This window comes from Nocardia callitridis (genome assembly GCF_039543305.1).
Classification (GTDB): Bacteria; Actinomycetota; Actinomycetes; order Mycobacteriales; family Mycobacteriaceae; genus Nocardia; species Nocardia callitridis.
In genome coordinates, this window is record NZ_BAABJM010000001.1 from 1,077,936 (window position 1) to 1,104,594 (window position 26,659).

Annotated in this window: 20 protein-coding genes; 13 read left to right on the forward strand and 7 right to left on the reverse strand. The window is 66.2% G+C overall.

The features are described from left to right. Window positions 1–6: 6 nt before the first annotated feature. On the forward strand, window positions 7–915 hold the full coding sequence (locus ABEA50_RS04605; protein ID WP_345493752.1) for an NRDE family protein: 909 nt from the start codon (window positions 7–9) through the stop codon (window positions 913–915). A 105-nt stretch (window positions 916–1,020) separates the two neighbouring features. Here ABEA50_RS04605 and ABEA50_RS04610 read toward each other — a convergent pair whose 3' ends face one another. Next, the gene (locus ABEA50_RS04610) at window positions 1,021–1,794 is read right to left on the reverse strand and encodes a hypothetical protein (protein WP_345493754.1); all 774 of its coding nucleotides are present in this window, start codon (window positions 1,792–1,794) and stop codon (window positions 1,021–1,023) included. A 450-nt stretch (window positions 1,795–2,244) separates the two neighbouring features. On the opposite strand from ABEA50_RS04610, the gene ABEA50_RS04615 reads away from it, so the two are divergent. The 8 genes from ABEA50_RS04615 to ABEA50_RS04650 all read left to right on the forward strand — a co-directional run bounded on the left by ABEA50_RS04615 (window position 2,245) and on the right by ABEA50_RS04650 (window position 11,952). Then, window positions 2,245–5,520 carry a heterodisulfide reductase-related iron-sulfur binding cluster gene (locus ABEA50_RS04615; protein ID WP_345493755.1) on the forward strand — a complete coding sequence of 1,092 codons (3,276 nt, stop codon included), beginning with the start codon at window positions 2,245–2,247 and terminating at the stop codon, window positions 5,518–5,520. Between the two features lie 114 nt (window positions 5,521–5,634). Then, entirely contained in the window at window positions 5,635–6,129 is a 495-nt protein-coding gene (locus tag ABEA50_RS04620) for a hypothetical protein (protein ID WP_345493756.1), read from the forward strand. Between the two features lie 22 nt (window positions 6,130–6,151). Continuing rightward, on the forward strand, window positions 6,152–6,481 hold the full coding sequence (locus tag ABEA50_RS04625) for a hypothetical protein (RefSeq protein ID WP_345493757.1): 330 nt from the start codon (window positions 6,152–6,154) through the stop codon (window positions 6,479–6,481). 77 nt (window positions 6,482–6,558) lie between these two features. Then, entirely contained in the window at window positions 6,559–8,301 is a 1,743-nt protein-coding gene (locus ABEA50_RS04630; protein WP_345493758.1) for a hydroxysqualene dehydroxylase, read from the forward strand. A gap of 494 nt (window positions 8,302–8,795) precedes the next feature. Next, on the forward strand, window positions 8,796–9,437 hold the full coding sequence (locus ABEA50_RS04635) for a pyridoxamine 5'-phosphate oxidase family protein (protein WP_345493759.1): 642 nt from the start codon (window positions 8,796–8,798) through the stop codon (window positions 9,435–9,437). Between the two features lie 110 nt (window positions 9,438–9,547). After that, entirely contained in the window at window positions 9,548–10,786 is a 1,239-nt protein-coding gene (locus tag ABEA50_RS04640; RefSeq protein WP_345493760.1) for a Mur ligase family protein, read from the forward strand. Further along, on the forward strand, window positions 10,783–11,493 hold the full coding sequence (locus ABEA50_RS04645) for a type 1 glutamine amidotransferase (protein ID WP_345493761.1): 711 nt from the start codon (window positions 10,783–10,785) through the stop codon (window positions 11,491–11,493). The genes ABEA50_RS04640 and ABEA50_RS04645 overlap by 4 nt, the downstream gene beginning before the upstream one ends. Window positions 11,494–11,640: 147 nt before the next feature. Then, window positions 11,641–11,952: a hypothetical protein gene (locus ABEA50_RS04650; protein WP_345493762.1), complete on the forward strand. Its 312-nt coding sequence runs from the start codon at window positions 11,641–11,643 to the stop codon at window positions 11,950–11,952. Between the two features lie 158 nt (window positions 11,953–12,110). Here ABEA50_RS04650 and ABEA50_RS04655 read toward each other — a convergent pair whose 3' ends face one another. Both ABEA50_RS04655 and ABEA50_RS04660 read right to left on the reverse strand, forming a co-directional pair. After that, window positions 12,111–13,007 (reverse strand): transglutaminase family protein, encoded by an 897-nt coding sequence (locus ABEA50_RS04655; protein ID WP_345493763.1) that lies wholly within the window; start codon window positions 13,005–13,007, stop codon window positions 12,111–12,113. Next, window positions 13,004–16,705, reverse strand: a complete 3,702-nt coding sequence (locus tag ABEA50_RS04660; RefSeq protein ID WP_345493764.1) for a circularly permuted type 2 ATP-grasp protein — start codon at window positions 16,703–16,705, stop codon at window positions 13,004–13,006. Before ABEA50_RS04660 ends, ABEA50_RS04655 begins: the two co-directional genes overlap by 4 nt. A 200-nt stretch (window positions 16,706–16,905) precedes the next feature. On the opposite strand from ABEA50_RS04660, the gene ABEA50_RS04665 reads away from it, so the two are divergent. Together ABEA50_RS04665 and ABEA50_RS04670 are read left to right on the forward strand one after the other, a co-directional pair. Then, window positions 16,906–17,115 (forward strand): hypothetical protein, encoded by a 210-nt coding sequence (locus tag ABEA50_RS04665; protein ID WP_345493765.1) that lies wholly within the window; start codon window positions 16,906–16,908, stop codon window positions 17,113–17,115. A gap of 24 nt (window positions 17,116–17,139) precedes the next feature. Continuing rightward, window positions 17,140–17,781: a hypothetical protein gene (locus ABEA50_RS04670; RefSeq protein ID WP_345493766.1), complete on the forward strand. Its 642-nt coding sequence runs from the start codon at window positions 17,140–17,142 to the stop codon at window positions 17,779–17,781. Between the two features lie 474 nt (window positions 17,782–18,255). Here the strand turns inward: ABEA50_RS04670 and recR are convergent, their stop codons facing one another. The 3 genes from recR to ABEA50_RS04685 all read right to left on the reverse strand — a co-directional run bounded on the left by recR (window position 18,256) and on the right by ABEA50_RS04685 (window position 19,729). Further along, a complete protein-coding gene (gene recR / locus ABEA50_RS04675) occupies window positions 18,256–18,864 on the reverse strand; it encodes a recombination mediator RecR (RefSeq protein ID WP_345493768.1) in 609 nt (202 codons plus the stop codon). 19 nt (window positions 18,865–18,883) lie between these two features. Beyond that, window positions 18,884–19,231: a YbaB/EbfC family nucleoid-associated protein gene (locus ABEA50_RS04680; RefSeq protein ID WP_345493769.1), complete on the reverse strand. Its 348-nt coding sequence runs from the start codon at window positions 19,229–19,231 to the stop codon at window positions 18,884–18,886. A gap of 63 nt (window positions 19,232–19,294) precedes the next feature. Continuing rightward, complete coding sequence (locus ABEA50_RS04685; protein ID WP_345493770.1) at window positions 19,295–19,729, reverse strand: SRPBCC family protein; 435 nt, start codon at window positions 19,727–19,729, stop codon at window positions 19,295–19,297. A gap of 315 nt (window positions 19,730–20,044) precedes the next feature. Between ABEA50_RS04685 and ABEA50_RS04690 the strand changes: the two genes are divergently transcribed. Together ABEA50_RS04690 and ABEA50_RS04695 are read left to right on the forward strand one after the other, a co-directional pair. Continuing rightward, window positions 20,045–21,484: an FAD-binding oxidoreductase gene (locus ABEA50_RS04690; RefSeq protein WP_345493771.1), complete on the forward strand. Its 1,440-nt coding sequence runs from the start codon at window positions 20,045–20,047 to the stop codon at window positions 21,482–21,484. Further along, a complete protein-coding gene (locus ABEA50_RS04695) occupies window positions 21,481–22,797 on the forward strand; it encodes a class I SAM-dependent methyltransferase (RefSeq protein WP_345493773.1) in 1,317 nt (438 codons plus the stop codon). Before ABEA50_RS04690 ends, ABEA50_RS04695 begins: the two co-directional genes overlap by 4 nt. Before the next feature lie 37 nt (window positions 22,798–22,834). Here ABEA50_RS04695 and ABEA50_RS04700 read toward each other — a convergent pair whose 3' ends face one another. Continuing rightward, the gene (locus ABEA50_RS04700; RefSeq protein WP_425577566.1) at window positions 22,835–26,467 is read right to left on the reverse strand and encodes a protein kinase domain-containing protein; all 3,633 of its coding nucleotides are present in this window, start codon (window positions 26,465–26,467) and stop codon (window positions 22,835–22,837) included. Window positions 26,468–26,659: the final 192 nt, after the last annotated feature.

The following is a 26,659-nucleotide window of genomic DNA, read 5'->3' on the forward strand; positions in this document are numbered from 1 at the left end:
GGAGGTATGTGTTTGGTGTTGATCGGGTGGCGGGCGCATCCGAAGTATCGATTGATCGTCGCGGCCAATCGCGACGAGTACTACGTTCGGCCCGCCGAGCCGATGCGTCGGTGGCCGGAGGTACCCGGCCTGATCGCCGGGCGCGATGTCGGCGCCAAGAACAAGGCGGTCGGCGATCCGCCGGGGACCTGGCTCGGGCTCACTGCGGAACCCAACGGCCACAACCGTTTCGCTGCGGTGACCAATGTGCGTAACCCGAGTGACGAACGCGCGCAGGCACGTTCGCGCGGCGCACTGCTGATGGATTTTCTCGGCGGTGGCGGCGACGACCCCACACAGTTCAACAAGAAGCGCTGCGACCCAACGGAATACGTGCGCTCGGTAGCGTCGGCGCCGGATGATTACAACGGCTACAACCTCGTCGTCGGCGATATGGCGTCGCTGTGGTGGCATTCCAATCGAGGCGAGGCGACCCCGCAGCGGCTCGTTCCCGGCTTCCACGGGCTCTCCAACGCCGCGTTCGTCAGCTCTGTGGGTGTTGACCCACCCGGGGCGGAACTGACGGCGCCACAGCCGGTCTGGCCCAAAGTGCGTGCGGGCGTGCTCGGTCTGCGCGCAGTGGTCGAATCCGACGCGGACGCGGTGGACCGGTATTTCGAGGTGCTGGCCGATCGGACGAAGGCCCCGGACCGGCTACTCCCGCACACCGGCGTTTCACATGCGATGGAGCGCGCGCTCTCGTCGCGGTTCATCGCGCATTCCGTGCACGGAACGCGGGCGAGCACCGTCCTACTGGTGGGCGAGGACGGGTCGTTCGAGATCACCGAGCGTTCGTTCGGGCGCCTCGGGCGGCTCACGGGAACCGTGTCGTTGCACGGACCTTCCGGCACCATGGCGTTGCCCGACGTGGCGTAGCGACGGCACGGAAACGGGCCGAAGACCAGACTGAGAAAGGCCACTGGCCCGTTCTCCGCGGAGAACGGGCCAGTGGCAGGTATTCGATTTTATGGGTGCACCGGTTTACTTCGGTGCTTCCTCTGTCGAGTTGGCCGCGTCCACCTTCGGCTCCACCGGCTTCACGTTGGCCGCTTCCGCCCACTTGGTGGTGCCGTCCGGCGCCTGCATGGTGTTGACCAACTCCAGGCCAGCCGCGACCAAGGTGGGACCGCCCACCGCGATCGTGCCGAGGATGCCGCCGACGCCCGCACCGATCGGCAGGCCCGCGAGGCAGCCGACGCCGAGAAGCGGCAGGCCGAGGACACAGCCGGCGACCGCGCCGATGGCGGTGCCGACGAACCCACCGATCATGGTGGCGAGACTGAAATTGCTCGCGAACTCGTCCTGTGCGTACTTGTTCTCGAGTGGGGACGCGATCGACTTGGCGACAACCGGCTTGGCAACCACGGGCTTGTCGGAGACGACCAGCCCTTCGGGCTTGTCCGGGGTGATCTCGAGGACGCTGTCGTCCTTCTGCAGGTTCGTCTTGACCGGAACAACGGTTCCGTCGACGTTCATGTCGAGCGGGAACGAGACAACCGTGTTGCCCTTGTCGTCGCGCACGTTGGCGATCGTGGTCTTCGGAGCGTCTTCGGTAGCTCCGTCTTCCTCCGTCACCGCGAAGGTGCCGCCTTTGAGCGACGCGACGACCGTCTTGTCGACCAGCTTGACCGAGTATGCGATACCAGGGTCGGCCGGAGCGGGCGCCGGGGCCGGGTCCGCGTGTGCGGTGCCGACGCCAATGGTCATAGCACCGATGACCAACGCGGCGGCCGCGGTGGTTTTACGGAGTTTCATTCAGTTTCCCATCCATCATCAGGTTGTCCGCCGCGTTCGCGTCACGCGAGAGCTCATTTCATCAAATCCGGTGTGACTGTGCCGGATCCACCCCGAGCGGTGACCTTGAAGTACGACAGACAAGAACGTCGGCGAGCGTAGTCGAACCCGGTCTGGTATGCGAGAAGCGTTACACCCCTTGTGGACTAAGCCTGTCCTTAGCGATTAGTCCCGTTGCCTCGACGTTTACCGTGAGCACAGCCGTGCGCCTCCCCAACGCTGGGCAATCGTATGTGATGCTGATCACAGACGTACTGGCGAGTAAGACCCTATGAAATGGGGCAGGCGCGCGGCTGACAACTCCAAAACCGACGCCTGTTACTGACGAGTAACTTACCGCCGGTTAGGATACGACCCACTGGGCAGTTCCGAACTGCCCCGCTCGTGATGCCTCTAAAGAAAGGTCGCGACATGAATGCCCTGACAGTGACGCTGGGCACGATTGGGGCGGCGCTCAGCCTCCTGTGTTGGGCGTCGTTCTTCGGCGGCGTCGGCAGCATCGTCCGCGCCATCATGATCGGCCAGCCCGCACCGGACCGTTGGCGACCGTTCTTCCCCCGCTTGAAGACGATGCTCGTCGAGTTCCTCGTTCATACCCGAATGGCCAAATTCCGCACGGTGGGCTGGGCGCACTGGCTGGTGATGATCGGCTTCATGGGTGGTTTCATCCTGTGGTTCGAGGCATACGGTCAGACGTTCGATCCCGAATTCCACTGGCCGATCTTCGGCGACTGGGCGATCTACCACCTGTGGGACGAGATCCTCGGTATCGGCACCGTGCTCGGCATCGGCACGTTGATGGTCATCCGTCAGCTCAACCACCCGCGTGTGCCCGAGCGGCTGTCGCGCTTCAGCGGCTCCAAGTTCGGGCCCGCCTACGTCATCGAGCTGATCGTGCTGATCGAGGGCCTCGGCATGGTCTTCGTGAAAGCGGGCAAGATCGCCGCCTACCACCACTCGAACCCGGCGACCGACTTCTTCACGATGCAGGTCGCCAAGCTGCTGCCCGCCAACACCACCATGGTCGCGCTGTTCGCGTTCGTGAAGCTGATGTCCGGCATGGCCTTCCTCTACCTGGTCGGCCGCAACATCACCTGGGGCGTGGCCTGGCACCGTTTCTCGGCCTTCTTCAACATCTACTTCAAGCGTGAAGACGACGGCGGCGTCGCGCTCGGCGCGGCCAAGCCGATGATGTCCAAGGGTCAAGCCCTCACGATGGAGAACGTCGACCCCGACACCGACACCCTCGGTGTCGGCCGGATGGAGGACTTCTCCTGGAAGGGCTGGCTGGACTTCACCACCTGCACCGAGTGTGGTCGTTGCCAGTCGCAGTGCCCGGCGTGGAACACCGGAAAGCCGTTGTCGCCCAAGCTGTTGATCATGTCGCTGCGCGATCACGGCGACGCCGTCGCGCCGTACCTGCTCGCCGGTGGTCGTCGCGACCCCGAGGGCACCGAGATCGGGCTCGTCGACGACGAGGGCAACCCGGACGAGAAGGCGCTGGCCAAGATCCCGGCCGCCGCGCGCGCCGAATCCGAGCGGCCGCTGGTCGGCGGCGAGGACGTCAACGGCATCATCGACCCCGAGGTGCTGTGGAGCTGCACCAGCTGCGGCGCGTGCGTCGAACAGTGCCCGGTCGACATCGAGCACGTCGACCACATCATCGACATGCGCCGCTACCAGGTGCTGATCGAATCGGACTTCCCCTCCGAGCTCGCCGGGTTGTTCAAGAACTTGGAGAACAAGGGCAACCCCTGGGGCCAGAACTCCAAGGACCGGCTCAACTGGATCAACGAAGTCGACTTCGACATTCCCGTCTTCGGTAAGGACGCCGACAGCTTCGACGGCTACGACTACCTGTTCTGGGTGGGTTGCGCCGGTGCCTACGAGGACCGCGCCAAGAAGACCACCAAGGCCGTCGCCGAACTGCTCGCCACGGCGGGCACCAAGTTCATGGTGCTCGGCGCGGACGAGACCTGCACCGGTGACTCCGCGCGCCGCGCGGGCAACGAGTTCCTGTTCCAGCAGTTGGCGCAGCAGAACGTCGAGACCATCGACTCGGTGTTCGAGGGCATCGCCGACGACAGGAAGAAGCAGATCGTCGTCACCTGCGCGCACTGCTTCAACGCACTCAGCAACGAATACCCGGAGCTGGGCGGCAAATACAACGTCGTGCACCACACCCAGCTGCTCAACCGGCTCGTCCGGCAGAAGAAGCTGATTCCGGTCGCGTCGGCCTCGCGCAATGTGACCTACCACGATCCCTGCTTCCTCGGCAGGCACAACAAGGTCTACGACGCGCCCCGCGAGCTGATGGCCGCCTCCGGCTCCACGCTGGTGGAGATGCCGCGCCACGGCGAACGTTCCATGTGCTGTGGCGCGGGTGGCGCGCGGATGTGGATGGAAGAACAGCTCGGTAAGCGCATCAATGTCGACCGCGTCGACGAGGGCCTGAACACGCTGGCGTCCTCGAACGGCGGCGAACCCGGCAAGATCGCCACCGGTTGCCCGTTCTGCCGCGTCATGCTCACCGACGGCGTCACCGCACGCCAGGACAGCGGGCAGGGCGAAGGCGTCGAGGTGGTCGACGTGGCCCAGCTGATGCTCGACTCCATCGACCGGGTCGAGTCCTCGACGCTGACCGAGAACCTCGTCGTCGTCCAGGAGCCCAAAGCGCCTGAGACGCACGAGGAGACCGAGCCGGAACCGGCACAGGCTCCCGCCGCGGAGCAGGCAGAAGCTCCCGCCAAGGCGGCACCATCCGGTGGTGGACTCGCGATGAAGGGTCCTGCCAAGGCACCGGGCAAGGCGGGTGGCGGCCTCGGTATGAAGGGCGCCGCCAAAGCACCCGGAGCCAAGGCTCCTGCGGGCGAAGAGGCCGCCGAGACCACCTCGGCTCCGGCCGCTCCGGCCAAGGGCCTCGCCATGAAGGGCCCGGCGAAAGCTCCTGGCAAGGGCCTCGGCATGAAGGGCGCCGCCAAAGCACCGGGCGCGAAGGCACCGGGCAACGCGGCCGCCGAAGCACCGGAAGCCGAGGCGGGGAGCGAATCCACGCCCGCGGCGCCACCGGTCAAGGGGCTCGGCATGAAGGGCGCCGCCAAGGCACCGGGAGCCAAGCAGGCGCCCGGCGCCAAGGCCCCAGGCGCCAAGACATCCGACACCGAAGTATCCGACGCCGGTGCGGCGAGCGAACCTACGCCCGCCGCACCTCCGGTGAAGGGACTCGGCATGAAGGGCGCCGCCAAGGCACCCGGTGCGAAGAAGGCGGCGGCACCCGCGCCGTCTGCGGAAACCTCGGCACCCGAGGACACGTCGGCTGAAGAGTCGGCGGCGACCGAGGACGCCACGGCTTCGGCCCCCACCGAAACCAAGCCGTCGATCCCCGCCAAGGGTCTCGCCATGAAGTCGGGCTTCAAGCGACCGGGAGCCAAGGCGCCCGGCGCCCCGGCAGCGGCGAAGTCGGAACCGGCAGCGCCGGAACCGAAGCCGGCCGAGCCCGAGGAGTCGACCGAAGCCCCCGCCACGGAATCCGCTGAGCAATCACCGGAGCCCACCAACGGGACTTCCCCCGACCACACCAACGGCTCCACCCAGCCGAGCAACGGCGCCGCCAAGCCCCCCACCGCCAAGCCAGGCGGCCTCGGCTTCAAATCCGGCACCAAAGCCCCTGGCAGCCGCAAGAACTAACACAACGGAAAAAACCGCACACACCGCGAGCCGGGTCCGCACTTCGGACCCGGCTCGCGGTGTATTGACGTTTTTCGGTTCCAATATCAGAAGTAGTTCTGATATCATTTCCGTATGAATGCGACAGCCACATGGTCGGAGTTCCTACGCGACCCGAATCGGATCATCGACGACATGGAACGCAACGGCGACATCACACTCCTGCGCCGTTCCGCGCCGTCCGTTCGTCTTTCCGATGAGGCCGCGGCCGCAGCGACAGAAGAGACGCTCAGTGCGCTCACACTGTTGATCGCGGCCGTCATGGACGACGAGGTACTCGATCGCCTAGTGGAGCGACTCGCGCTCCCATTTCCGTGGATCGAGCTGCTGCCACAGGCAGATCGGACCGAATTCATCGCTGATTTCCTCGCGCACGCGCGGGGCGACCTCGCCATCGGTCGAGTCAGCGCACTCTCCACCACACTTGCCGCCTGGCGTGACACAGCCGCAGCGTACGCGGATAGTCGACTCGGCCTTGGCACTACAGACCTGACCTACCTCGACAAGCCGGTGCCGGTGGAGCGACCCGAACCAGAGGTAGCTGAGCCGCCAGGGACGACGAGTGGGTAGGAATCGCGATGTCCCGAGACCATTGAAACGTTCCGAATACACGATTGTTTTCATCACCAGCGAGGCACAAAAGGGATGGATCGACTGCCTCGCCGCAGCTCGCAACGCAATGGTCGAGGCATGGGACACGCTGACCCGCGAACCCGTGCAGCAGTCAGCGAGGATCTACCCGCTGAAGGGCGGACTTCGCTATGGCAGTTACCAGGGAAGAACCTACGAACGGTTCCAGTACAAGTTCACCGACGGCGGGCGTCTTTGGTACTTCATCGAACCTACGCCCAAGGGGAGCGCGACAGCGGGCCGTGTGCTGCTCGAACGGTGCTTGACCGGGCACCCGAAGGAGACGGAATAGCGGATCTCTGCGATCGCACTGCGGGCCTCAGGAGGGTGGAATAGGTTGGGGCCCAAGCGTGGTCGAGGGTTGGTTGGGTGGCGATTCGGTTGGGTTTTTCGCGTAGGGGATTGTTGCGGGGGGCGGTCGCGGCCGGTGCTGTCGGTGCGGTGCGACCCGCTGTGGCGGGAGCGGATTCGGGTGGTCGGCGCGTCGCGGTGCTCGGGGGTGGGGTTGCCGGGTTGACGGCGGCGCACGAGTTGGCCGAGCGTGGGTTCGCGGTGACGGTGTATGAGCGTCGGGCGTGGGGTGGGAAGGCGCGCAGCGTTCCTGTGCCGGGAAGCGCGGGCGACGGTCGGCCAGAACTGCCCGGCGAACACGGGTTTCGCTTCTTTCCCGGTTTCTACCAGCATGTTCCGGACACGATGCGGCGAATCCCTTTCGCGGACAACGCGAACGGCGTATGGAACAACCTGGTCTCGGTGCCACAGGCCAGGGGTGCCCGCCTCGACGGCGACGATTTCGTCGTGCCGCTCAGCGTCGACGGGGTGGGGATCGCGCCGGAGGTCTTCCGCGAGACGCTGGGCGCGAGCATCGCGACCGCGCTGCGCATGCCGATGAGCGAAGAGCTCTACTTCGCGAACCGCCTGCTGGTGTTCAACAGCAGCTGCGACGCGCGCAGGCTCGGCCAGTGGGAAAACACCTCATGGCGTGACTTCGTCGGCGCGGGCGAACGCTCACACGAATTCCGCGCGCTGATCTCCCGCAGCCTCACCAGCCTCTTGGTCGCCGCGAAGGACGACATCGCCAGCGTGCGCACGATCGGCACGATGGGCGAACAGTTCCTCGGCAACCCGCTGAGCATCGGCAACGACGGCAGCATCGATCGCGTACTGAACAACCCGACCAACACCGCGTGGATCGACCCGTGGACGCAGCGACTCCAGGCACTCGGCGTGAATATGGTCCTCGGCACCGAAGTGACCGGTTTGGACGTGCGCGACCGCAGGATCAGCCGCGCATTCGCGACCGACAACGACGGCACACCCCGAGTCATCGACGCCGACCACTTCTTCGTCGCACTGCCCGCGGAACGCGCACGGCAACTGTGGTCGCCGGAGGTGTTGGCCGTGCGGCCCGAATTGGCAGGAATGGACCGGCTTTTCACCGATTGGATGAGCGGCATCCAGTATTACCTGCGCAGCGAAGGTGGCATCGTCGACGGCCACGTCGCCTACATCGATGCGCCGTGGGCACTCACCTCGATCAGTCAGAACAGCCTGTGGTCGAACAAGCTCGACTCCTACGGCGACGGCACGGTGCGCGACTGCCTCTCGGTGGATATCTCCGACTGGAACACCCCCGGCATCCGCTACGGCAAACCGGCCAAGGAATGCACACACGAGGAGATCGCCCGCGAGGTGTGGGCACAAATGACCGCGCACCTCAACGACCGAGGACCCGTGTTACGCGAGGCCGACCTGCATTCCTGGTTCCTCGATCCGGGCATCACCTGGCAGGAGCGCACCGGCCGCAACACCAACGCGGACCCACTGCTGATCAACACCGCCGGTTCCTGGCAATACCGTCCCGAACCCCACGGCAACCTGGAAAACCTCTATCTGGCAGGCGATTACATACGCACGAACATCGACCTCGCCACCATGGAGGGCGCCAACGAGTCCGCCCGCGCGGCAGTGAACGCACTACTGGAGGTCACCGGCTCGCACACACCCCGCTGCCGCACCTTCACCCTCTACCGCGCCCCCGAACTGGACCCACTGCGCCGCCTGGACGAATCCCGCTACGCAACCGCCCAACCCAACCTTTTCGACACCTGACCCCAAACACTCAAAGCCCAAGGAAACCACAACACCACCCCCCGGGCTCACCCCTGATACCCAGTGAAACTCCCGCTACCCCAACAAAACTCACCAAAGCACGAGCCGCCAAACCATTATTCCGAGCGCAGCGAGACCGGCACAGTAAGTTCGCGGCCGTCTCGCGTTCGAGTGCCCGTTTCGTAGGCGACGAAGGAGCAAGAAACGGGTACTCGAACGCGAGACTCTCCGGCCGCGAACCACGCGGCGCCAGCCGCCAAAAAACACAGCGAGGAGATCCTCACCCCCGCACACCACCCCGCACCCGTCACTCACCCCCGCACACCACCCCGCACACCCTCGACAACACCAAAACCAGCACCCACACCACGTCAACCCTCCAACAAGAATCACCCTGCCCCAAACCCGATAACCGCAGCTCCGTGGGATTTGTCTCCCCCCAGCTGACCGGTATTCGATCGCCTCGACCACCCCTCCGATGTTTCAATCGATGCATGCTCCAGCGCAGGGACAGCAACGAGATCACCGATCCGGCCGATTTGCGGCAGCTCCTCGGTGCGGTAGCGCCCCGGGTTGCCGACAAGGACCGGCCGAAGCTGCACCCGCTGGATCGGGAATGGATCGCCAATTCGCCGTTCATCGTGCTCAGCACCAGCGACGAAGACGGCAACTGCGACGCTTCCCCGAAGGGTGATCCGCCTGGATTCGTGAAGGTGCTCGACGACAGCACGATCGCCATCCCGGAACGACCGGGCAATCGGCGCGGCGACGGCTACTTCAACATTCTCACCAACCCGCATGTGGGCGTGCTGTTCCTCATTCCGCGCAGGACCGACACGCTCCGGGTGAACGGTCGCGCTCGCCTGGTCCGCGAAGCGCCCTACTTCGATGACATGTTGGTGCGCGGACATCGCCCGATCATGGCGATCGAGGTCGACGTGGAGCAGGTGATGCACCATTGCGCCAAGGCGATCATGCGCAGCCATCTCTGGGAACCCGACGAGTGGCAGGACGACACGCTGCCGAGCCAGGCGCGGCTGGTGAAGGAGATCCGCACCGACATCGCCGAGTCGGTCGAGGAGTTGGAGCGGCATTACGCGCCGGAGCTCTACGAGAAGTATCTGTACAAGGGCTGAGCCTCCACGCGGCTCTCGCGAAGTGCGCTACCGAGTGGATTACGCCACACGAGGCGCACCGCGACGGACGTCGTGTCGAACACCGACGGCGACGAACATAGACTCGCCGCGTGGCAAACATAACGGTGCGCGGGCGAATCGCGCTGCGGGCGGCGGCGACGGCCTCGTGGGCCTCGCAGAAGGCGGGCCGCGGCAAGGGTTCGATGATCGGCGGGCTGATCGCCCTGCTGATCGACAAGACGATCATGGATCAGCTCGGCCGCGACCGTCGCACGGTGTTGATCACCGGAACGAACGGCAAGTCGACCACCACCAGGATGACCGCGGCGGCCCTGGGCACCCTCGGTCGGGTGGCCACCCAGGCCGACGGCGCCAATATGGACGCGGGCATCGTCGCCGCGCTCAACCTCGACCGCGCGGCCGAGTTGGCGGCGATCGAGGTGGACGAGTTGCATCTGCCGCATGTCACCGATTCGTTGAATCCTGCGGCGGTGGTGCTGCTGAACCTCAGCCGCGACCAGCTCGACCGGGTCGGCGAGATCAACATGATCGAACGCAAGCTGCGCGCGGGTTTGGCCAGGCATCCCGACACCGTGGTCATCGCGAACTGCGACGACGTACTGATCACCTCGATCGCCTACGACCACCCGAACGTGGTGTGGGTGGCCGCGGGCGGCGGCTGGGCGATGGACGCCACCAGCTGCCCGCGCAGCGGTGAGCCGGTGCTCTGGGAGGGTGCGCACTGGCACAGCACCGGCACGGATTTCCAACGGCCCGAACCGAATTGGTGGCTGGACGGCAACGATCTCGTCGATGACACCGGTCGACGTTTCCCGCTGGAGCTTGCCTTGCCCGGGCGCGCGAACCGAGGTAACGCAGCGCAGGCGGTAGCCGCGGCGGTCGCTCTCGGCGCCGATGCCGAGGGCGCGGTCGCGGCGGCGGCCACCGTGCGTGAGATCGCGGGCCGCTACCGGACGGTGCGAGTCGGCGAGCATGCCGCGCGGTTGTTGCTGGCGAAGAATCCCGCGGGCTGGCAGGAAGCGCTGTCGATGATCGAACCGTCGTCGGCGGGTTTGGTGATCGCCGTGAACGGCCAGGTGCCCGACGGTGAGGACTTGTCCTGGCTGTGGGATGTGCGTTTCGAGCACTTCGAGGGGGTGCAGGTGGTGGCCTCCGGTGAACGCGCCACCGATCTCGCGGTGCGCCTCACCTATGCCGGTGTGCGGCACGAAACCATCGCCGATCCGGTGCGCGCCATCGCGTCCTGTCCGGCGGGGCACGTCGAGGTGCTGGCGAACTACACCGCGTTCCGTGATCTGAACCGTGGCCTCGAGGAGCGGACGGCATGAGCGAATCCACTGTGCGCATCGGCCTGGTGCTGCCGGATGTGATGGGTACCTACGGCGACGGCGGCAACGCGCTGGTGCTGCGGCAGCGGCTGCGGATGCGCGGCTACGACGCGGAGATCGTGGAAATCACGCTGCCGCAACCGGTGCCGAATTCGCTGGATCTCTACGCACTGGGTGGCGCGGAGGATTCGGCGCAGCGGCTGGCGACGAGACATCTCCAGCAGTACCCCGGTTTGCAGGAGGCGGCCGCGAAAGGTGCTCCGGTGCTGGCGATCTGCGCGGCGATCCAGGTGCTCGGCGAGTGGTACGAGACCGCCGAGGGCGAGCGCGTCGACGGTGTCGGCCTGCTCGACGCGACCACAACGCCGCAGGCCAAGCGTGCCATCGGCGAGGTGACGACCACACCGTTGCTGCCGGAGCTCACCGCCGCTCTCACCGGATTCGAAAACCACCGCGGTGGCACGAAACTCGGCGGCGACGCGACCCCTTTCGCCAAGGTGACCCGCGGCATCGGCAACGGCATCGGTGACGGCCTGGAAGGCGTGGTCCAGGGCTCGGTGATCGGCACCTACATGCACGGCCCAGCCCTCGCCCGCAACCCGGAACTGGCCGACCTTCTGCTCACCCGGGCCCTCGGCATCGATTCTCTGCCCCCACTGGACCTGCCCGAGGTAGACCAACTCCGCAAAGAACGCCTCCGCACGTAGGAGTTAGCGCCCAACCACCAAGATCGCCAGACAATTCAGCGGTGCGACCCGACCAACTCGACAGGCAGCTCCGGCGATCCGGACTCGACCGCGTCCGCGAGGGTAGCGAGCTCGGTTGGCCGTACGCGCGAAGACTCCGCGGCCCCTGTGCCCCGCGAGCCGGGCCACCAAGATCACCGGGACATCTCGGCATCGCCGCTCGACAAGCCGGTGCTCGCCCGGCCATTGACCAGGTGCGCCAAAGACAAGGCACACCACTTCAGCTTGCTGGCCGATGTGGTGGGGCGCTCTCTGCGGGTGGGCGGTGACACGGCGGTCGAACCGATCCGCGACGCCATCGCGAACTTCCGGATGCCGTTGTCGGACACCGTGCGCGGATATCGGCTGGGCACTATCACCAAGATCACCAGGACAACTCGGCGGCGCAGCTTGATGGACTCCGCACCTGAGTCCTGCTGACTCAGCGCGATCGCATCGCGTGGGTGGTGGGGGCTCGCGACTGTGGTGGCTCGGGGGCGCCGAGCGTCCGAGCGGCATCGAACCTTTGACCGAAGGCTCATCGGGGTTTCATGATCAGCGGGGAACTCGCTGACGCGGGCATCCTGGTGGGGCGGCGGCTAGGCGGGGATGACGTCTACCGAGACGGTGATGGTGCTTTGGGCGGCGTCGGTGTAGATGATTCCGCGCAGCGGGGGGACGTCGGTGTAGTCGCGACCCCAGGCGAGGGTGATGTAGCGGGTGTCGGCGAATTGGTTGTTGGTGGGGTCGAAGTCGAGCCAGTGGCCGGTGCCGGGTTCGGTGCTCGGGATCCACACCGCCGACCAGGCGTGGGTGGCGTCGGCGCCGACGACGCGTCGGCCGCCGGGCGGTGGATCGGTGGCCAGGTATCCGGAGACGTAGCGGGCGGCGAGGCCGTGGGAACGTAGGCAGGCCACGCCGATTCGGGCGAAGTCCTGGCAGACGCCGGTGCGTGCGGCGAATACGTCGGCGACCTTCGTCGCGACGGTCGTGGAACCGGAGCGATAGCCGAAATCGGTGTGCACGCGGTGGAAAAGTTCGGCGACGGCCTCGCGCAAAGGCCTACTCGGCGTGAATGATTCGGCGGCGTAGGCGGTCACTTCCTCGGTGATCTCCGCAGGCTGGAGGTCGAGGGTGAATTCGACGGCAAGCGGGTTGGTGGTCGGCCGCATCTGCTCCCACGGCTGTCCAGCCAACTCGAGCACGGTCGGATCGGGTGCGGCGACCTCGACGAGCGATTCGCCGGTCACCACGAGCTGGTCATGTGCCGCACTGACCTGGAAGTAGGCGGTGGTGTTGCCGTAGACGTCGGGGCCGACCGAACGATCCGACGGCTGCGGGTCGATGCGCAGCTCATGGCCGAGAACGCGTTGCCGAGGCAAGGTGCGCGGGGTCAGATAGGCCCGGCCGTAGGAGCCGCCGACCTCGTCGGAATAGGCGTAGGTGGTGACGTGCCTGATCCGGTAGCGCCCCGAGAACTCCACCTCGCCGCTCATTCGGACGCTCCGTCAATCGGCGCCGGACTCTGCGGCGCCGGGTTCTGCGGCGCCGGGTTCTGCGGCGCCGGGTTCTGCGGCGCCGGGTTCTGCGGCGCCGGGTTCTGCGGCGCCGGGTCGTTCAGCGCCGAGTCATACGCTGCCGGGTCACGCCCCACCGAATCATGCGCTGCCGAATCATGCGCTGCCGGGTCATGCCCTGCCGAATCACTCCTTGCCGAGTCGCGCCCTGCCCGGTCACGCTCCACCGAATCACGCTCCACCGAATCACGCCCTGCCGAGTCGCACCCTGCCGAATCACCCCCCACCGAATCGCGCCCTCCCGAATCACGCCCTGCCAGGTCGCGCCCTGCCCGGTCACGCTCCACCGAATCGCGCCCTCCCGAATCACCCCCCACCGAATCACGCCCTGCCGAGTCGCACCCTCCCGAGTCGCGCCCCACCGAATCACGCGCGGCCGAATCACGCCCTGCCCGGTCACGCGCGGCCGAATCACGCAACGCCAGGCCACGTCCCACCGAGTCACGCCCTACCGAGTCCTGCAAGGCCGAGTCCTGCAAAGCCGAGACCTGCAAGGCCGAGTCATCCTTCACTCGAGCATCGCCGCCCGCGTCACCCCACAGCGGACGCGTGCCCGACGGCGGGGAGAGCGCACCGGTCTCGAACACCTCGGCCAGTTCGCGTAGTCGCAGATCTATCTCCGCGAGCAATTCCGCGAGTTCGGTTCTATCGCAATCCTCGTCGACGATATCGAGGTCGTCGGGGTCCACGCGGCGCAGCACGCGTTTGGCGTCGGCGAGCAATCGTTGCGCACGCGCCGAACTCGCCGCGCTCGGCAAGGCCGCGAAATCGTCGTCGAGCCGGTCGAGTTGGTAGGCCAGCGATCTCGGATTGCCGGTGTCGAACAGCAGCAGTCGCGCGACCGAGGCGATGCGCACCGAATCCCCGTAGCGGCGGCGGTAACTCACGGCGGATTCGGTGGCGCGTAAGACCGATTCGGTGATCACCCGTTCGGCTTCCGCAGGGCAGGTGCGCACGAACGCGGCCGAAAGCACGCCGGTGAGCGCGAGCCCACGCTCGATCCGTTTACCGATGTCGAGCACGGTCCAACCGGTATCGCGCACATGGGATTCGGCGGCGATTCCCGACAGCGCCAGTAGCGCGGCGAGGGTCAACGAATGGACCGACGACAGCGACGAATCCCGCGTCCCGTCCCGGTAGTCGGCGATCGCACGATCGACGGCGCCGAGAATCATCCAGGTGTCCGCCGAAAGTTGATCACGCACCGAGCGCGCGGCGCTCCCGTATCCGTCCACCGCGAAGGCGAGCGACCCACACATCTCACGATCGACGGTCAACGACACCAAGTAGTCATGCCCCGCGCGCGCGGCACCAGACAACCCTGATCTACCCGCTTCTTCCCCCCGCACACCCCGCGAGTCGACCGCATGCCGATCCACATCCGCCGATACGCCCGCACCGGAGTCACGCTCAGCCCCAGCCGGTCCCACTACACCGCCGCCTGCCCCACGCACCGACGAGCCGAACTCCACAGCGCCCTCCGAGACCGAACCAGGACCCCGCACATCATGGCGTTCCTTGCCTTCTTGTTCCGCGGCACGCGAGCCACCACCTGACACCACCCCGTTATTCACCGCCGGACCCCGACGAGCTACACCCTCGCGGTTCGCATCTCCCCGGACCCGATCATCTCCACCCGATCCCGGCCGACTCGAATCCGACTGTGCCGCAACCGCCTGCGTCGTATCGGGCGCCGCCCGCTCCACCTGGCCCCCAGCACCCGCACTTTCCGCAACCGCACCACCGCGACCCACCTTCGCCCCCGGCTCGACCGACTGAACCGGGTCGTCCTCAGCCACACCCGCTCGGCCGAACGTGACGGCAGGTGCGGCAGTGGAGGTGGTGGCGGCGAGCGCGTCCATCAGTACCGGCAGCGCCTCGACGCCCGCTAACCATGGGCGGTAGCGGTAGTCCTGGTAGCGGTCGTGAGTCGCGATGAGTAGGCGTATGACCGCCTCGGCGCGTTCGCCGTAACGGCCCATCCGGAACTGGGCCTCGAGTACACGGGGTGAACTGATCGTCTCGGCCACGGTGCTGCGCCGATCCCGTTGCGCGCGGGTGGTTTCGGCGGCAACTGCCGCCGAACGACTGGGCTCGGCCTTGACCCATACGTCTTTGGCCGCCACCTTGGTGGCCGTGCGATCGTCACCGCGCGCACGCATCTGTCCGAGGCCGCCGGTCATCGCCATGTGGCCGTCCCGTCTGGCAATGGTGAACAGCCGCATCCCGACCGGCGCCGAAGCCAACGCGCCGGCGCGCACCGAGGGCGCTACCGAGAACTGCGCGGGTTCCTGACCGACCCACTGCCACCCGGTCTGTTGGATCTTCGCCTTCAATTCCGCGCGCTGCCGAATCGACAAGCCTGGCCCGAATACGGTGCTGCCGTCCACCGCCGACCGGAGCACCAGGCGGTGCAGGTTGGTGATCAGGTGCGCGCGCTGCACGTCGTCGCCGCCCCAGTACGACGGCGCGCTCTCCAGCAGCAAATCCTCCCCGAGCAGCGTGCGCGCCACCCGGGGCAGCAACGCCGCCAACGCCGGATTCTCCAGTAATCCGCTGCCCAACGTGTTCACCACCGTCACAGCACCGCGCCGCAGCGCCTCCACCAACCCCACCACCCCGCTGCCGGAATCCGGACTCAGGTCCAGCGGGTCGCAGCACCGCGCGTCCAGTCGACGCAACACCACGTCGACACGTTTCAACGTGCCGAGCGAACGCATCAACAACGCGCCGTCGCGCACCACCAGATCCGCACTCTCCACCAGGGGAAACCCGAGTATCGACGCGAGGTGTGCCTGGTCGAAGGCGGTATCGGCGTGCGCGCCTGGACTGAGCACAACGACGACCGGCTCGTCCCCGTCACCGGTCTGCGCCGCCTCGATCAGCAGCAGCCGCATCGCCCGCGCGAAGGGGCCGAGCGGACGCGGGTCGGCATGCTCGAACGATTCGGGGATCGCCGTGGACACCACCCTGCGGTCGGCGAGCGCGTATCCCGCACCCGAAGGGGTTTGCGCGTGGTCGGCCAGTACACGGAAGCGCCCGTCGGCCCACCGGCTGATGTCACAGCCGTGTAGGAACAGCTGATGCTGTCCGGGCACCGTAATGCCGTGTGCCGCACGGAGATAACCATTGTGGCCGAATACCACCTCGGGCGGAAGCAAACCCGAGGTCAGTGTGCGGCGCGGACCGTAGATGTCGGTGAGTACCTCGTCGAGCACGCGGGAGCGTTGCACGAGACCGGCTTCCAGTCCGGCCCAGTCGTCGGCCGCGACCAGCAGCGGGACGGGGTCCAGCCGCCATGGCGTCGACCCGTCCCTGCCGACCTCGGTGTAGGTGATGCCGTCATCGGCGATCAGCCTGCGCACCCTGCCGTCGAGCCGGTCGAGGCCATCAGCGTCGAGCTCGGCGAAATCGTTCGACAGCTCCGACCACCGGCCGCGTATCCGTCCCGTCGGCTCGATCAGTTCGTCGTAGTAGCCGTCGGTCGACTCACCGCATTCGTCGTACGGCGCGTCCTGCCCCTGCGTTCGGTAGCTTTCGAGTTGCTCGATGGCACGAGTCCGGGAGTCCGATACCCGAGGACGATCGACTACACCACTGGTCAGAGCAACTTGCACGGACTCCGATCGCCGCTCTGCGGAAGGATTGCTGACCATCCAGTCATCATCACATCGTGGCGAGCGCCATGGGCGGGCATCAGCTCGGCGATTTCGTGTCCGGCCACCGCCGCCACTCGACACACCGCCGCCGACCTCCCGCAGCGCACGCCAGCCTGGTGCTATGACCGAATAACGGCTCGATCACGACGGGAGACACCATGCGCACCGACCGCTGCCTTTTCTGCGATCGCGCGATCGACCACTGCCACGGCACCCTGATCGTGCACGCGGGAAACACCACCGAATGCACCGAACGCGACTGCGTTGATCTCGACCACGCCCGGCACACGTTCGTCATCGACTGCGGCGACCTCGCGGGTGGCTGCGCGTGCGCCGAGCCGAACATCGCGATGCGCGAAGGTGCGTGAACCGCGCCAACTACCCTGACCCGGATGAGTTACGAGCACGTGTTGCTGCCCTCGGGGGCCGCTACCTCACCCGCCGAGGCCGACGCCTACCTCAGCACCCAGCAGGGTGTTCCGGAATCGGCGACGGTCGCCGCGATCGCCGCCGAACTGAACCGCCGCGACGAACAAACCCCCGACGAGGACACCTTCCTCGCCGCCGCACCGGTAGGCGGAGCGCAGACGGGCGCGGCACTGGTGGTGTCGAGCCCGTACGACGCCATCGGTTTCGTCCGCGCGCTGCTGTTCGAGCTGGCGACGCCACGCGATTACGCGCTGTATGACCCGCAGTTGGCCTGGCTCATCGACCCGGCCGGACATGTCGAGGTCGAAGTCACCCACGGCGGCGCGGGAGAATTTCCCTATATTACTAAAACCCTTGCACAACAGTGGGTTTCCGCTTTGAGTGACCCCGAGCCCTACATCATCGCCTCGCGTGACGACCACGAATACATCCAGGCATACCGCATGGGCGAGGACGAATTCACCGTCGAATATCGCGACGGATCCCCGGAAAAGCACTTCGCCACGGCACTGGACACCGCGGCGACCGCCGAGGTGATCTGGGCGTGGGCGAACAACGACACCGCGCACATCGGATCCCTGCCGTGGACACGGGTGAAGTTCTGAGCGCCAACGCTTCTGGCGATTGCCGAGTGCAGTTCACACCCGGTGACCGCGCGGGTGCCATTCCTGCGCCGACCGAAGGCAGCCACCGCGCCTCGGCTTCTACCGAGATGTTCTCGCGACACGAACACCATTCGAGCACAAAGTATTTCGCCGAAACCCGCGCTGCGGTAGTTGGAGCTTGCCGACGTCGAAGCCGGTGCGCGACATCGGCGGCACCGTAGATCACCGCACAGACACAGTTCGGCGCACGCGCAGCGACTCGACCTCGAAACGCGTTCGAACCCGCGCGACCAGAGCGGTTCGCTACCGATCGTCCGCTAGCTCGCCCGCAAGACTTACGGAGACTTCAAACACCTACTGAGGGCTGTAAAAAGTCCGGTCACTTGGCGGAGGGCACGCCCCGAGGAAACAGGAACCCACCGAAAGCGCCGCTGACGCTGGTAGGAATCTCCATCCTTCGGTGTGGAGAGGATGTCAAAGCACGCGCCGTCCCGACAGCGCGCGCCCGAGCGTCAACTCGTCGGCGAACTCCAGGTCGCCGCCCATCGGCAGACCCGAAGCCAACCTCGTCACGCTCAGCCCGGGGAAATCACGCAGCATGCGCACCAGGTAGGTGGCCGTCGCCTCGCCCTCGGTGTTCGGGTCCGTCGCGATGATCACTTCGCTGACGTCCACCCCGTCCTGCTGGTTCCCGATGCGCGCCAACAACTCCCGGATACGCAACTGGTCGGGCCCGACGCCGCTGAGCGGGTCGAGCGCACCACCGAGCACGTGGTATCGGCCACGGAACTCACGGGTGCGCTCGATCGCCTGCACGTCCTTCGGCTCCTCCACCACGCAGATCATGGTGCGGTCGCGGCGCGGGTCGGCGCAGATGCGGCACAATTCGCCGTCGGACACCGTGCCGCAGACCACGCAGAACTGCACGCCGTCACGCACCTTCTGCAACGCGGCCTGCAACCGGTCGATATCCGGTGGTTCCACCTGCAACAGGTGAAACGCGATTCGCTGCGCGCTCTTCGGACCGACGCCGGGCAACCTGCCCAATTCGTCGATCAGATCCTGAACCGGCCCCTCGTACACCCTGTTCGCCTAGGTCGACTCAGAGACCGGGCAGACCGGGGATCGAGCCACCGCCGCCGAGCCCACCCGACAGCGGTCCGAGACGCTCGGCAGCCAATTCCTGCGCGTTGGTCATGGCGGTGTTGACCGCGCCGATCACCAAGTCCTGCAACGTTTCCACGTCGTCGGGGTCGACGGCCTTCGGATCGATACTCAGCGCGACGATCTCACCGGAGGCCTTGATGGTGACCTTGACAAGGCCGCCGCCCGCCTGGCCCTCGACCTCGGCTTCGGCGATCTCGGCCTGCGCCTGCATCACCGCCTCCTGCATCTGCTGCGCTTGGGCGAGTAACTGCTGCATGTCGAACTGCTGACCACCGGGCTGCACGGCAATGTCCTCTCTGGAGAAAGTGTCTTCGGCCAGCCTAGACCCGTCGCTACCGCGACCCGATCAGGCGAGTTCGCGCTGCAGATTCCCCAGCACCTCGGCCTGGATCTTCTTCAGACCCAGCGGCGCGAAGATGCCCTCGAAGATGCCGCCGATACCGCCGGCACCCTGCCACGCCGTCTCCACGTCGACGCGCGAACCGGCACCGTCCGGCGCGACCGTCCACGTGGTGACCAGGGTGGAGTTCGAATCACGCTCGGTGACTACCGAATCCGACACCGAAATGGTGGCGTGCACATTGCGCGAGCGCTTCTGCGTGGCCTGCAACGTCCATTCCGCCACGGTGCCTTCGCCCTTACCGCCCTCGACGAGGCGGTAATCGCGGTAGTGCTCCGACAGGATGCGCGGACGCACCGTCTCGTAGTCCGCGATCGCGTCGAGCGTGCGCTGCGGGTCCGCCGTCACGGTGATCGAACTGCTTGCGCTGACCTGTCCCACTATGAGCTCCTTGTTCGGGTTTTTATCCGGTTTGTCCCGATTAGCGTAGTTCGGGATTTATTTCGGCGAGATCGGATACGCCTGCTACGAAACCGATCTCCATCCTGCCCTGTCGAACCATTGCCGGCGCGGTGAGGGCGGGCACCGGACACCGCGTGCGGTACTTCGCAACGCCTACAACACTCGCTGCCGCGCCACGGTGAAATTATGCGAACCGGCACGGCTCGACTTCGCAACATATGCGTGACTTTTCGCCCGTATGGTGCCCTCGCGGTAGCCGGGCATAATGACGAGTACTAGCGTCGAGGGGTGGCATTGAGTCTGTTTGGGAACGCCGGACAAGGATCAGCCGTACGCGAATCGGGGTTCGCCGCGCATCAGGCGGGTGTCGATCGCCTACTCGCGAGTTATCGCGCCATCCCCGACGACGCCAACGTGCGATTGGCGAAAAAGACCTCCAACCTCTTCCGAGCCAGGGCGGCCAACCCCGCCCCCGGGCTCGACGTCTCGGGGTTGACCAAGGTCATCACCGTCGACCCGGTCGCCAAGACCGCCGACGTCGCGGGGATGACGACCTATGAGGAGTTGGTGGCCGCCACCCTCCCCTACAACCTGGCCCCGCTGGTGGTGCCGCAACTCAAGACGATCACCCTCGGCGGCGCGGTGACCGGTCTCGGCATCGAATCCACCTCTTTCCGCAACGGCCTCCCGCACGAATCCGTGCTGGAAATGGACGTGCTCACCGGCTCGGGCGAGATCATCACCACCGCACCGAACGGGCCGGAAGCCGACCTGTTCCGCGGCTTCCCGAATTCCTACGGGACGCTCGGCTACACCGTGCGGCTGAAAATCGCACTCGAATCGGTCCAGCCCTACGTGGCGCTGCGGCACGTGCGCTTCCACGACCTGCGCGCCCTCGAATCCACCCTCGCCGAAATCGTCGCCGAGGGCAGCTATGACGGCGAACACGTCGACTACCTCGACGGGGTGGTCTTCACCGCCGACGAGAGCTACCTGACCCTCGGCAGGCAGACCGACGAACCGGGCCCGGTCAGCGATTACACCGGCATGGACGTTTTCTACCGGTCCATCCAGCACGATTCGACCACCCCCAAGCGCGACCGGCTCACCATTCACGACTACCTGTGGCGCTGGGACACCGACTGGTTCTGGTGCTCGCGCGCCTTCGGCACCCAGAACCCGAAGATTCGCCGGTTCTGGCCGAAGCGCTACCGCCGCAGCAGCTTCTACTGGAAGCTCATCGCGCTGGACCACAAATACAACATCGCCAACCGGCTGGAAGCCCGCAAGGGCAACCCGCCCCAGGAACGCGTAGTACAGGACATCGAGGTCCCGGTGGAACGCACCGCCGACTTCGTCGAATGGTTCCTGCGCGAAATCCCGATCGAGCCGATCTGGCTGTGCCCGCTGCGACTGCGCGACACCGGTGGGCCCGAAACCTCGGGACGCACCTGGCCGCTGTATCCCCTCGAGCCGAAACGGACCTACGTCAACGTCGGGTTCTGGTCGGCCGTCCCCACGACCTCCGGACAGCAAGAAGGAGCGGCCAACCGTGCGATCGAACGCACCGTGACCGACTTCGACGGACACAAGTCGCTCTACTCGGATTCCTATTACGAACAGAGCGAGTTCGCGGCGCTGTACGGCGGAAACACCTATACCGAACTCAAAAAACGTTATGACCCCGACCAGCGCTTGCTGGATTTGTATTCGAAGGCGGTGCAACGCAAATGACGACTTTCAAGGATCGCTCCGAGGTCTTCGCAGAACTCGGAACCAAGCTCAGCATTGCCGAGATCTTCGAGACCCTGCTCGAGGGCCCGCCCCCGATCCGGCTCACCGCATACGACGGTAGTGCCACAGGTCCGGAAGACTCGCAATACGTCCTGGACATCAAGACCCCGCGCGGCATCAACTACGTGGCGACCGCGCCCGGCGACCTCGGGATGGCGCGCGCCTACATCTCGGGCGACATGACCGCGACCGGCGTGCACCCCGGCGACCCGTACGAGTTCCTGAAGGCGATGGGTGAGCTGAAGTTCCGGCGCCCTTCGGCGCTGGCGCTGGTCACCATCGCGCGCTCGCTCGGATGGGAACGCCTCAAGCCGGTTCCGCCGCCGCCACAGGAAACCCTGCCGCGGTGGCGTCGAATCGCCTTGGAGGGCCTGCGGCACTCCAAGGCGCGCGACGCCGAGGCGATCCACCACCACTACGACGTGTCCAACGGCTTCTACGAACACGTACTCGGCCCGTCGATGACCTACACCTGCGCGGTCTACGGCGACGAGAAATGGACGCTGGAGCAGGCCCAGGAGAACAAATATCGGCTGGTCTTCGAGAAGCTGCGGCTCGAGGAGGGCGACCGGCTGCTCGATATCGGCTGTGGCTGGGGCGGCATGGTGCGCTACGCCGCCAAGCGCGGCGTCAAGGTGATCGGCGCGACGCTTTCGGCCGAGCAGGCGCAGTGGGCGCAGCAGAAGATCGCCGAGGAGGGCCTTACCGAGCTCGCCGAGGTACGGCACTCCGACTACCGCGACATTCCTGAGGGCCAGTTCGACGCGGTCTCCTCGATCGGTCTCACCGAACACATCGGTGTGCAGAACTACCCGTCGTACTTCGGGTTCATGAAGGGCAAGCTGCGCGACGGCGGCCTGTTCCTCAACCACTGCATCACCAGGCCCGACAACCTGCGCACCACCAAGGCGGGCGACTTCATCGACCGGTATGTCTTCCCGGACGGTGAACTGGTCGGCTCCGGCAGGATCATCTCCGAGATCCAGAACCTCGGGCTGGAGGTTCTGCACGAGGAGAACCTGCGCGAGCACTACGCGCTGACCCTGCACGAATGGGGCAAGAACCTGGTCGAGAACTGGGATGCCTGCCTCGAAGAGGTCGATGAGGGCACCGCGAAGGTGTGGGGCCTGTACATGGCGGGTTGTCGACTCGGCTTCCAGCACAACGTCGTTCAGCTACACCAGGTCCTCGGCGTCAAGCTGTCGGCCGACAGCAGTTGGACGGTGCCGCTGCGCCCGTGGTGGACCGCCTGATTCTCGGCATTCGAGAGGCTTGCCCGCACTGCCCGCTCTAGTCCAGGAGTTCATCCAGGAACAGGGCGGGCAGTTCCATGTCGCCATCGATCCCGAATTCCGATGCCGCCGAAGCAGAGTCATCGCGCAACACACCGAGGATCGCGACAACTCCCGGCCCCGCATCCAAAAGCGGCCTGGTCCAACCCAGTTCGGCGCAGGTAGCCGCGGCAGGCAACAGTAGACCGGTCGCTTCGCCGACCCACCCGGAAGCCGCGAGGCACTCGGCCAACAGCAGCGTGGCATCCAGACCCGCCCGTGGCCGCGCGTTCTCCGACATCCGCCCGTGCAGCGCACGAGCACGGCGTACCGCCTGATCGTCGGAGTCGAGCCGATGGTCGGCGAGCAACGCGCGGATCGAGGCGATCTCCTCGGCCTCCGCCGCCAGCAACGCCGCACCATTCAGCCGCCGGCCCGTATGCGGCGGTGCCGCAGCATGATCCGGCCGCTGCCCGGTGCTCACCTCGGGCCGCAATCCCATCCGCAGCCGCTCGGCGCGAATATGCGCGGCCAAGCGCACCAACCGGTTGTCCACCGCGATCCGCGCGCCCTCGTCCAACCTCGCCACCGCCGTACGCATGTCGCCGCGCGCCGCCTTCACCCGCGCACCGACCACAAAGGTGGAGATGAGGAAATCCACCGGGCCGACCCGTGTCACCAACTCGTGGCTCTCGTCGAGCAACCGGTCGGCCTCGTAGAGATCGCCACGGCGGTAACTCAATTCACCGAGCAGCGCGGCCGCCACCCGCACCGCGTGCGAGCGGGGGCCAGCCCTGGCCCGCGCCACCTCCCACGCCTGCTGAAAGCATGTTGTCGCGGTGGGGATATCGAGCTGCTCGTAGGCCGAGGCGCCCTGCCCGCACAGGCCGAACACCGTACCGAGTGGATCCTTCGAGGTCGCGTGGAATTGCGCCGCCCACCGCTGCACCTCGCGGGCGCCGTCGAAATCGAACTCGCACAATCGCACGAACGTGGTGAGATTCGCCGCCGTCGACACCGTCCACGCCGGCAATTCCTCCGGCCGTTCCAGACAACCGGAAATCCGGTCGAGCACACCGGCGGTGTGGTCGCGCGCGACCTGATCCGACGCCGCCAACACCGCCGCCTGACACCGCTGCCGATCGACATCGTCGGCCGAGGAGCCGCGCGCGAGCAGGTTCGACAGCTTGCCCAGTGCGGTGCGCGCGGCCCCGGCCTGCTGCACATTGAGATTGGCCCTCGCCACCGCCATCAGCAGCTTGGACCGTGAAGCCACCTGCTGCACCGGCAGTTTCGATACCGTCCCCAGCAGCGTGGCCAGCCGCGAACCGTCGATCAGGTCCATGCCGCCGCTCTCGATGAGGTCCAGCGCCATCTTCAGATCGGTGGCCTCCAACGCGTGATCGACCGACTTGCGCAACAACTGGTGCTCGGCATACCACCGAGCAGCCTTACGGTGCAACACTTTCAGCTTGCCCGGCCGCGCGCGCTCCAGCCGCGCGCGCAGATGTTCGGCGAACAACGGCTGGATCCGAAACCAATCCGGGTCGTGCTCGATGCGGCGTACGAACAGCTCGCGCTGTTCGGCTTGCGCCAACATTCGCTCGGCATCGTCGTCGCCGGACAACGCCGAGGCCAACGAACCGCACACCCGCTCGGTCACCGAAATGGCGGTGAGAAAATCGAGCATCTTCGGTTCCAGTGTGTCCAGGACGTTTTCGGCCAGATACTCCCGGATCCCGTGATTGCCTTCGGCGAGATTGGCGATCAACTGACCGGGGTCGACGTTGCCGCGCAACGCCAACCCCACCAGCTGGATCGCGGCGGGCCAACCGTCGGTGGCCGAATGCAACTGCTCGACCTCTGTGTCGGTCAGCGGATAACCATTGCGCCGCACCAAGATCTGCCTGATCTCGGCGGTGGTCATGCGCAGCGCCGTCGAGCCGATCTCGACCAGCTCGTCGTGCACCCGCATCCTGCTCGTCGGCAGACCGGACTGCTCCCTGCTGGTCACCACGAAACGCAAATGGTGACACCCGTTGTCCAACAACGCCGCCATCGCCCGGTGCGCGCCCGCGTCGGTGATCCGGTGCCAGTCATCGATGATCACGACGACCGTCGTGCCGCCCGCGTGGATCTCATCGATCAACGTGGAAATCACGAATGTCGTTGCCTCCGAGGGGCGCTCCTCGAGCAGCTGATCCAAACCGGTGCCGATATCGGGACACACCCGCCGAATAGCCTCGATGAGATGGGCGAGAAACCAGATCTCGTTGTTGTCGTCGCGGTCGACCGCGATCCAGGCGACCGGCACCCCGTTGCCGGCGAGCTCACCGCGCCACTGTGCGGCCACCGTGCTCTTGCCGAAACCCGCGGGCGCGTGGATCACCGCGAGTCTGCGCCGACCACCCGCGCGCAGCAGATCGAGCAACCGTGGCCGCCGCACCGGGTCGCGCGCGGGTGTCGCCGGCCGAAACTTGGTGGTTGCCGTGGGCGGCACCGTCGTTCCCGTCGGCGGCAGCGCCGCGGCGGTCGGCTCCGGTTCGTCCGCTCGCGGCGCCGAGGCGCGTAGGCGCAATGGCCGACTGCGCCGCGCCGAGACCGCGGGCCCGGATTCGGAGAGCCCGGTGGAGTTTTCGAGGTCGGTGCGCAATTCGAGATCAGGGTCGCGACCCTCGCCGATGATCGATTCCGGCAAGGCGACCGCGTCGAGCAACGCCATCTCGTCGGGGACCTGACCGTGCGCGCGCTGTACCTCGCGCAGCAATTCACCGAACGCGAACGCCGACGTCGGCCGCTGGCCGGGCTCCATCGCCATCGCCTGCGCGATCGCGTCGGCGACATCCGCGGGAATGTCCTGCTCACTCAGGTCGGGTACCGGCTGCGTGGTGATCCGCAGAAACTGCGCCACCACCTTCTCCCCCGCCTGTCTTTCGAACGCGGCATGCCCGGTGAGCAGCGCGAACAATGTCGCACCGAGCCCGTACACATCCGAACTGACCGTCGGCGCAGCACCTTTGAGCACCTCGGGCGCGGTGAACGCGGGGGAACCGGTGATCAGGCTGCTCGAGGTCTGGAAACCGCCGGTAATCCTGGCGATACCGAAATCCGTGAGCTGCGGTTCGCCGTAACTACTGAGCAGGATGTTCGCGGGTTTCACATCCCGATGCAGGATCCTCGCCCGATGCGCGCTCTCGATCGCACCGGCCAACTTCACCCCGGCGCGTAGCGAATCCGCCCACGACAGCGGACCGTGATCGCGCACGACCTGTTCGAGCGATCCGCGCGTGCAATACGGCATCACGATCAGCGGCAATCCGCCGGGCGTCACGTCTACCTGCAAGATTTCGACGATATTCGGGTGCCCGGACAGCCGCCCCATCGCCTGCTCCTCACGCAGGAACCGCTCCCGGCTCTCGACATCGATCTCCTCGGAGAGCACCTTCACCGCGACGACGCGCTCGAGCGCGCGCTGGATACAGCGATACACCACACCGAAACCGCCTCGACCGATCTCGCGCGCCGCCGACAAACCCATCGACGCGAGTTCCTCGACGATCACGGTCGGTTCGACCGAAGCGGCCGACGCGCGCTCGGTCGACTGACGCTGGGTCGTCGATTCTCCGGTATTCGGCCCGGGGGTGTTCGGCACCGAGGTATTCGACTCGGCCGGAAGTGATTCGGGGCTCACCCTGCCCGAGCGGGCTTGCGGGTTCATGTGATCACCTCGAACTCACATCGAATCGACGTCACCGGCGACCGAGCGGCGCGCCTGCATCGAACACCTCCAGTGTCCCTCAGGTTCGGCGGCTTGTCCGTTTTGTCGCGACCAGTCCGTTACCCG

What these genes read in the sequence shown, in the direction of transcription:
- ABEA50_RS04615 (WP_345493755.1), top strand. Translation starts at nt 2,245, where the DNA reads ATGAATGCCCTGACAGTGACGCTGGGCACGATTGGGGCGGCGCTCAGC.
- ABEA50_RS04695 (WP_345493773.1), top strand. Translation starts at nt 21,481, where the DNA reads ATGACGACTTTCAAGGATCGCTCCGAGGTCTTCGCAGAACTCGGAACC.
- ABEA50_RS04605 (WP_345493752.1), top strand. Translation starts at nt 7, where the DNA reads ATGTGTTTGGTGTTGATCGGGTGGCGGGCGCATCCGAAGTATCGATTG.
- ABEA50_RS04665 (WP_345493765.1), top strand. Translation starts at nt 16,906, where the DNA reads ATGCGCACCGACCGCTGCCTTTTCTGCGATCGCGCGATCGACCACTGC.
- ABEA50_RS04620 (WP_345493756.1), top strand. Translation starts at nt 5,635, where the DNA reads ATGAATGCGACAGCCACATGGTCGGAGTTCCTACGCGACCCGAATCGG.
- ABEA50_RS04670 (WP_345493766.1), top strand. Translation starts at nt 17,140, where the DNA reads ATGAGTTACGAGCACGTGTTGCTGCCCTCGGGGGCCGCTACCTCACCC.
- ABEA50_RS04610 (WP_345493754.1), bottom strand. Translation starts at nt 1,794, where the DNA reads ATGAAACTCCGTAAAACCACCGCGGCCGCCGCGTTGGTCATCGGTGCT.
- ABEA50_RS04635 (WP_345493759.1), top strand. Translation starts at nt 8,796, where the DNA reads ATGCTCCAGCGCAGGGACAGCAACGAGATCACCGATCCGGCCGATTTG.
- ABEA50_RS04645 (WP_345493761.1), top strand. Translation starts at nt 10,783, where the DNA reads ATGAGCGAATCCACTGTGCGCATCGGCCTGGTGCTGCCGGATGTGATG.
- ABEA50_RS04655 (WP_345493763.1), bottom strand. Translation starts at nt 13,007, where the DNA reads ATGAGCGGCGAGGTGGAGTTCTCGGGGCGCTACCGGATCAGGCACGTC.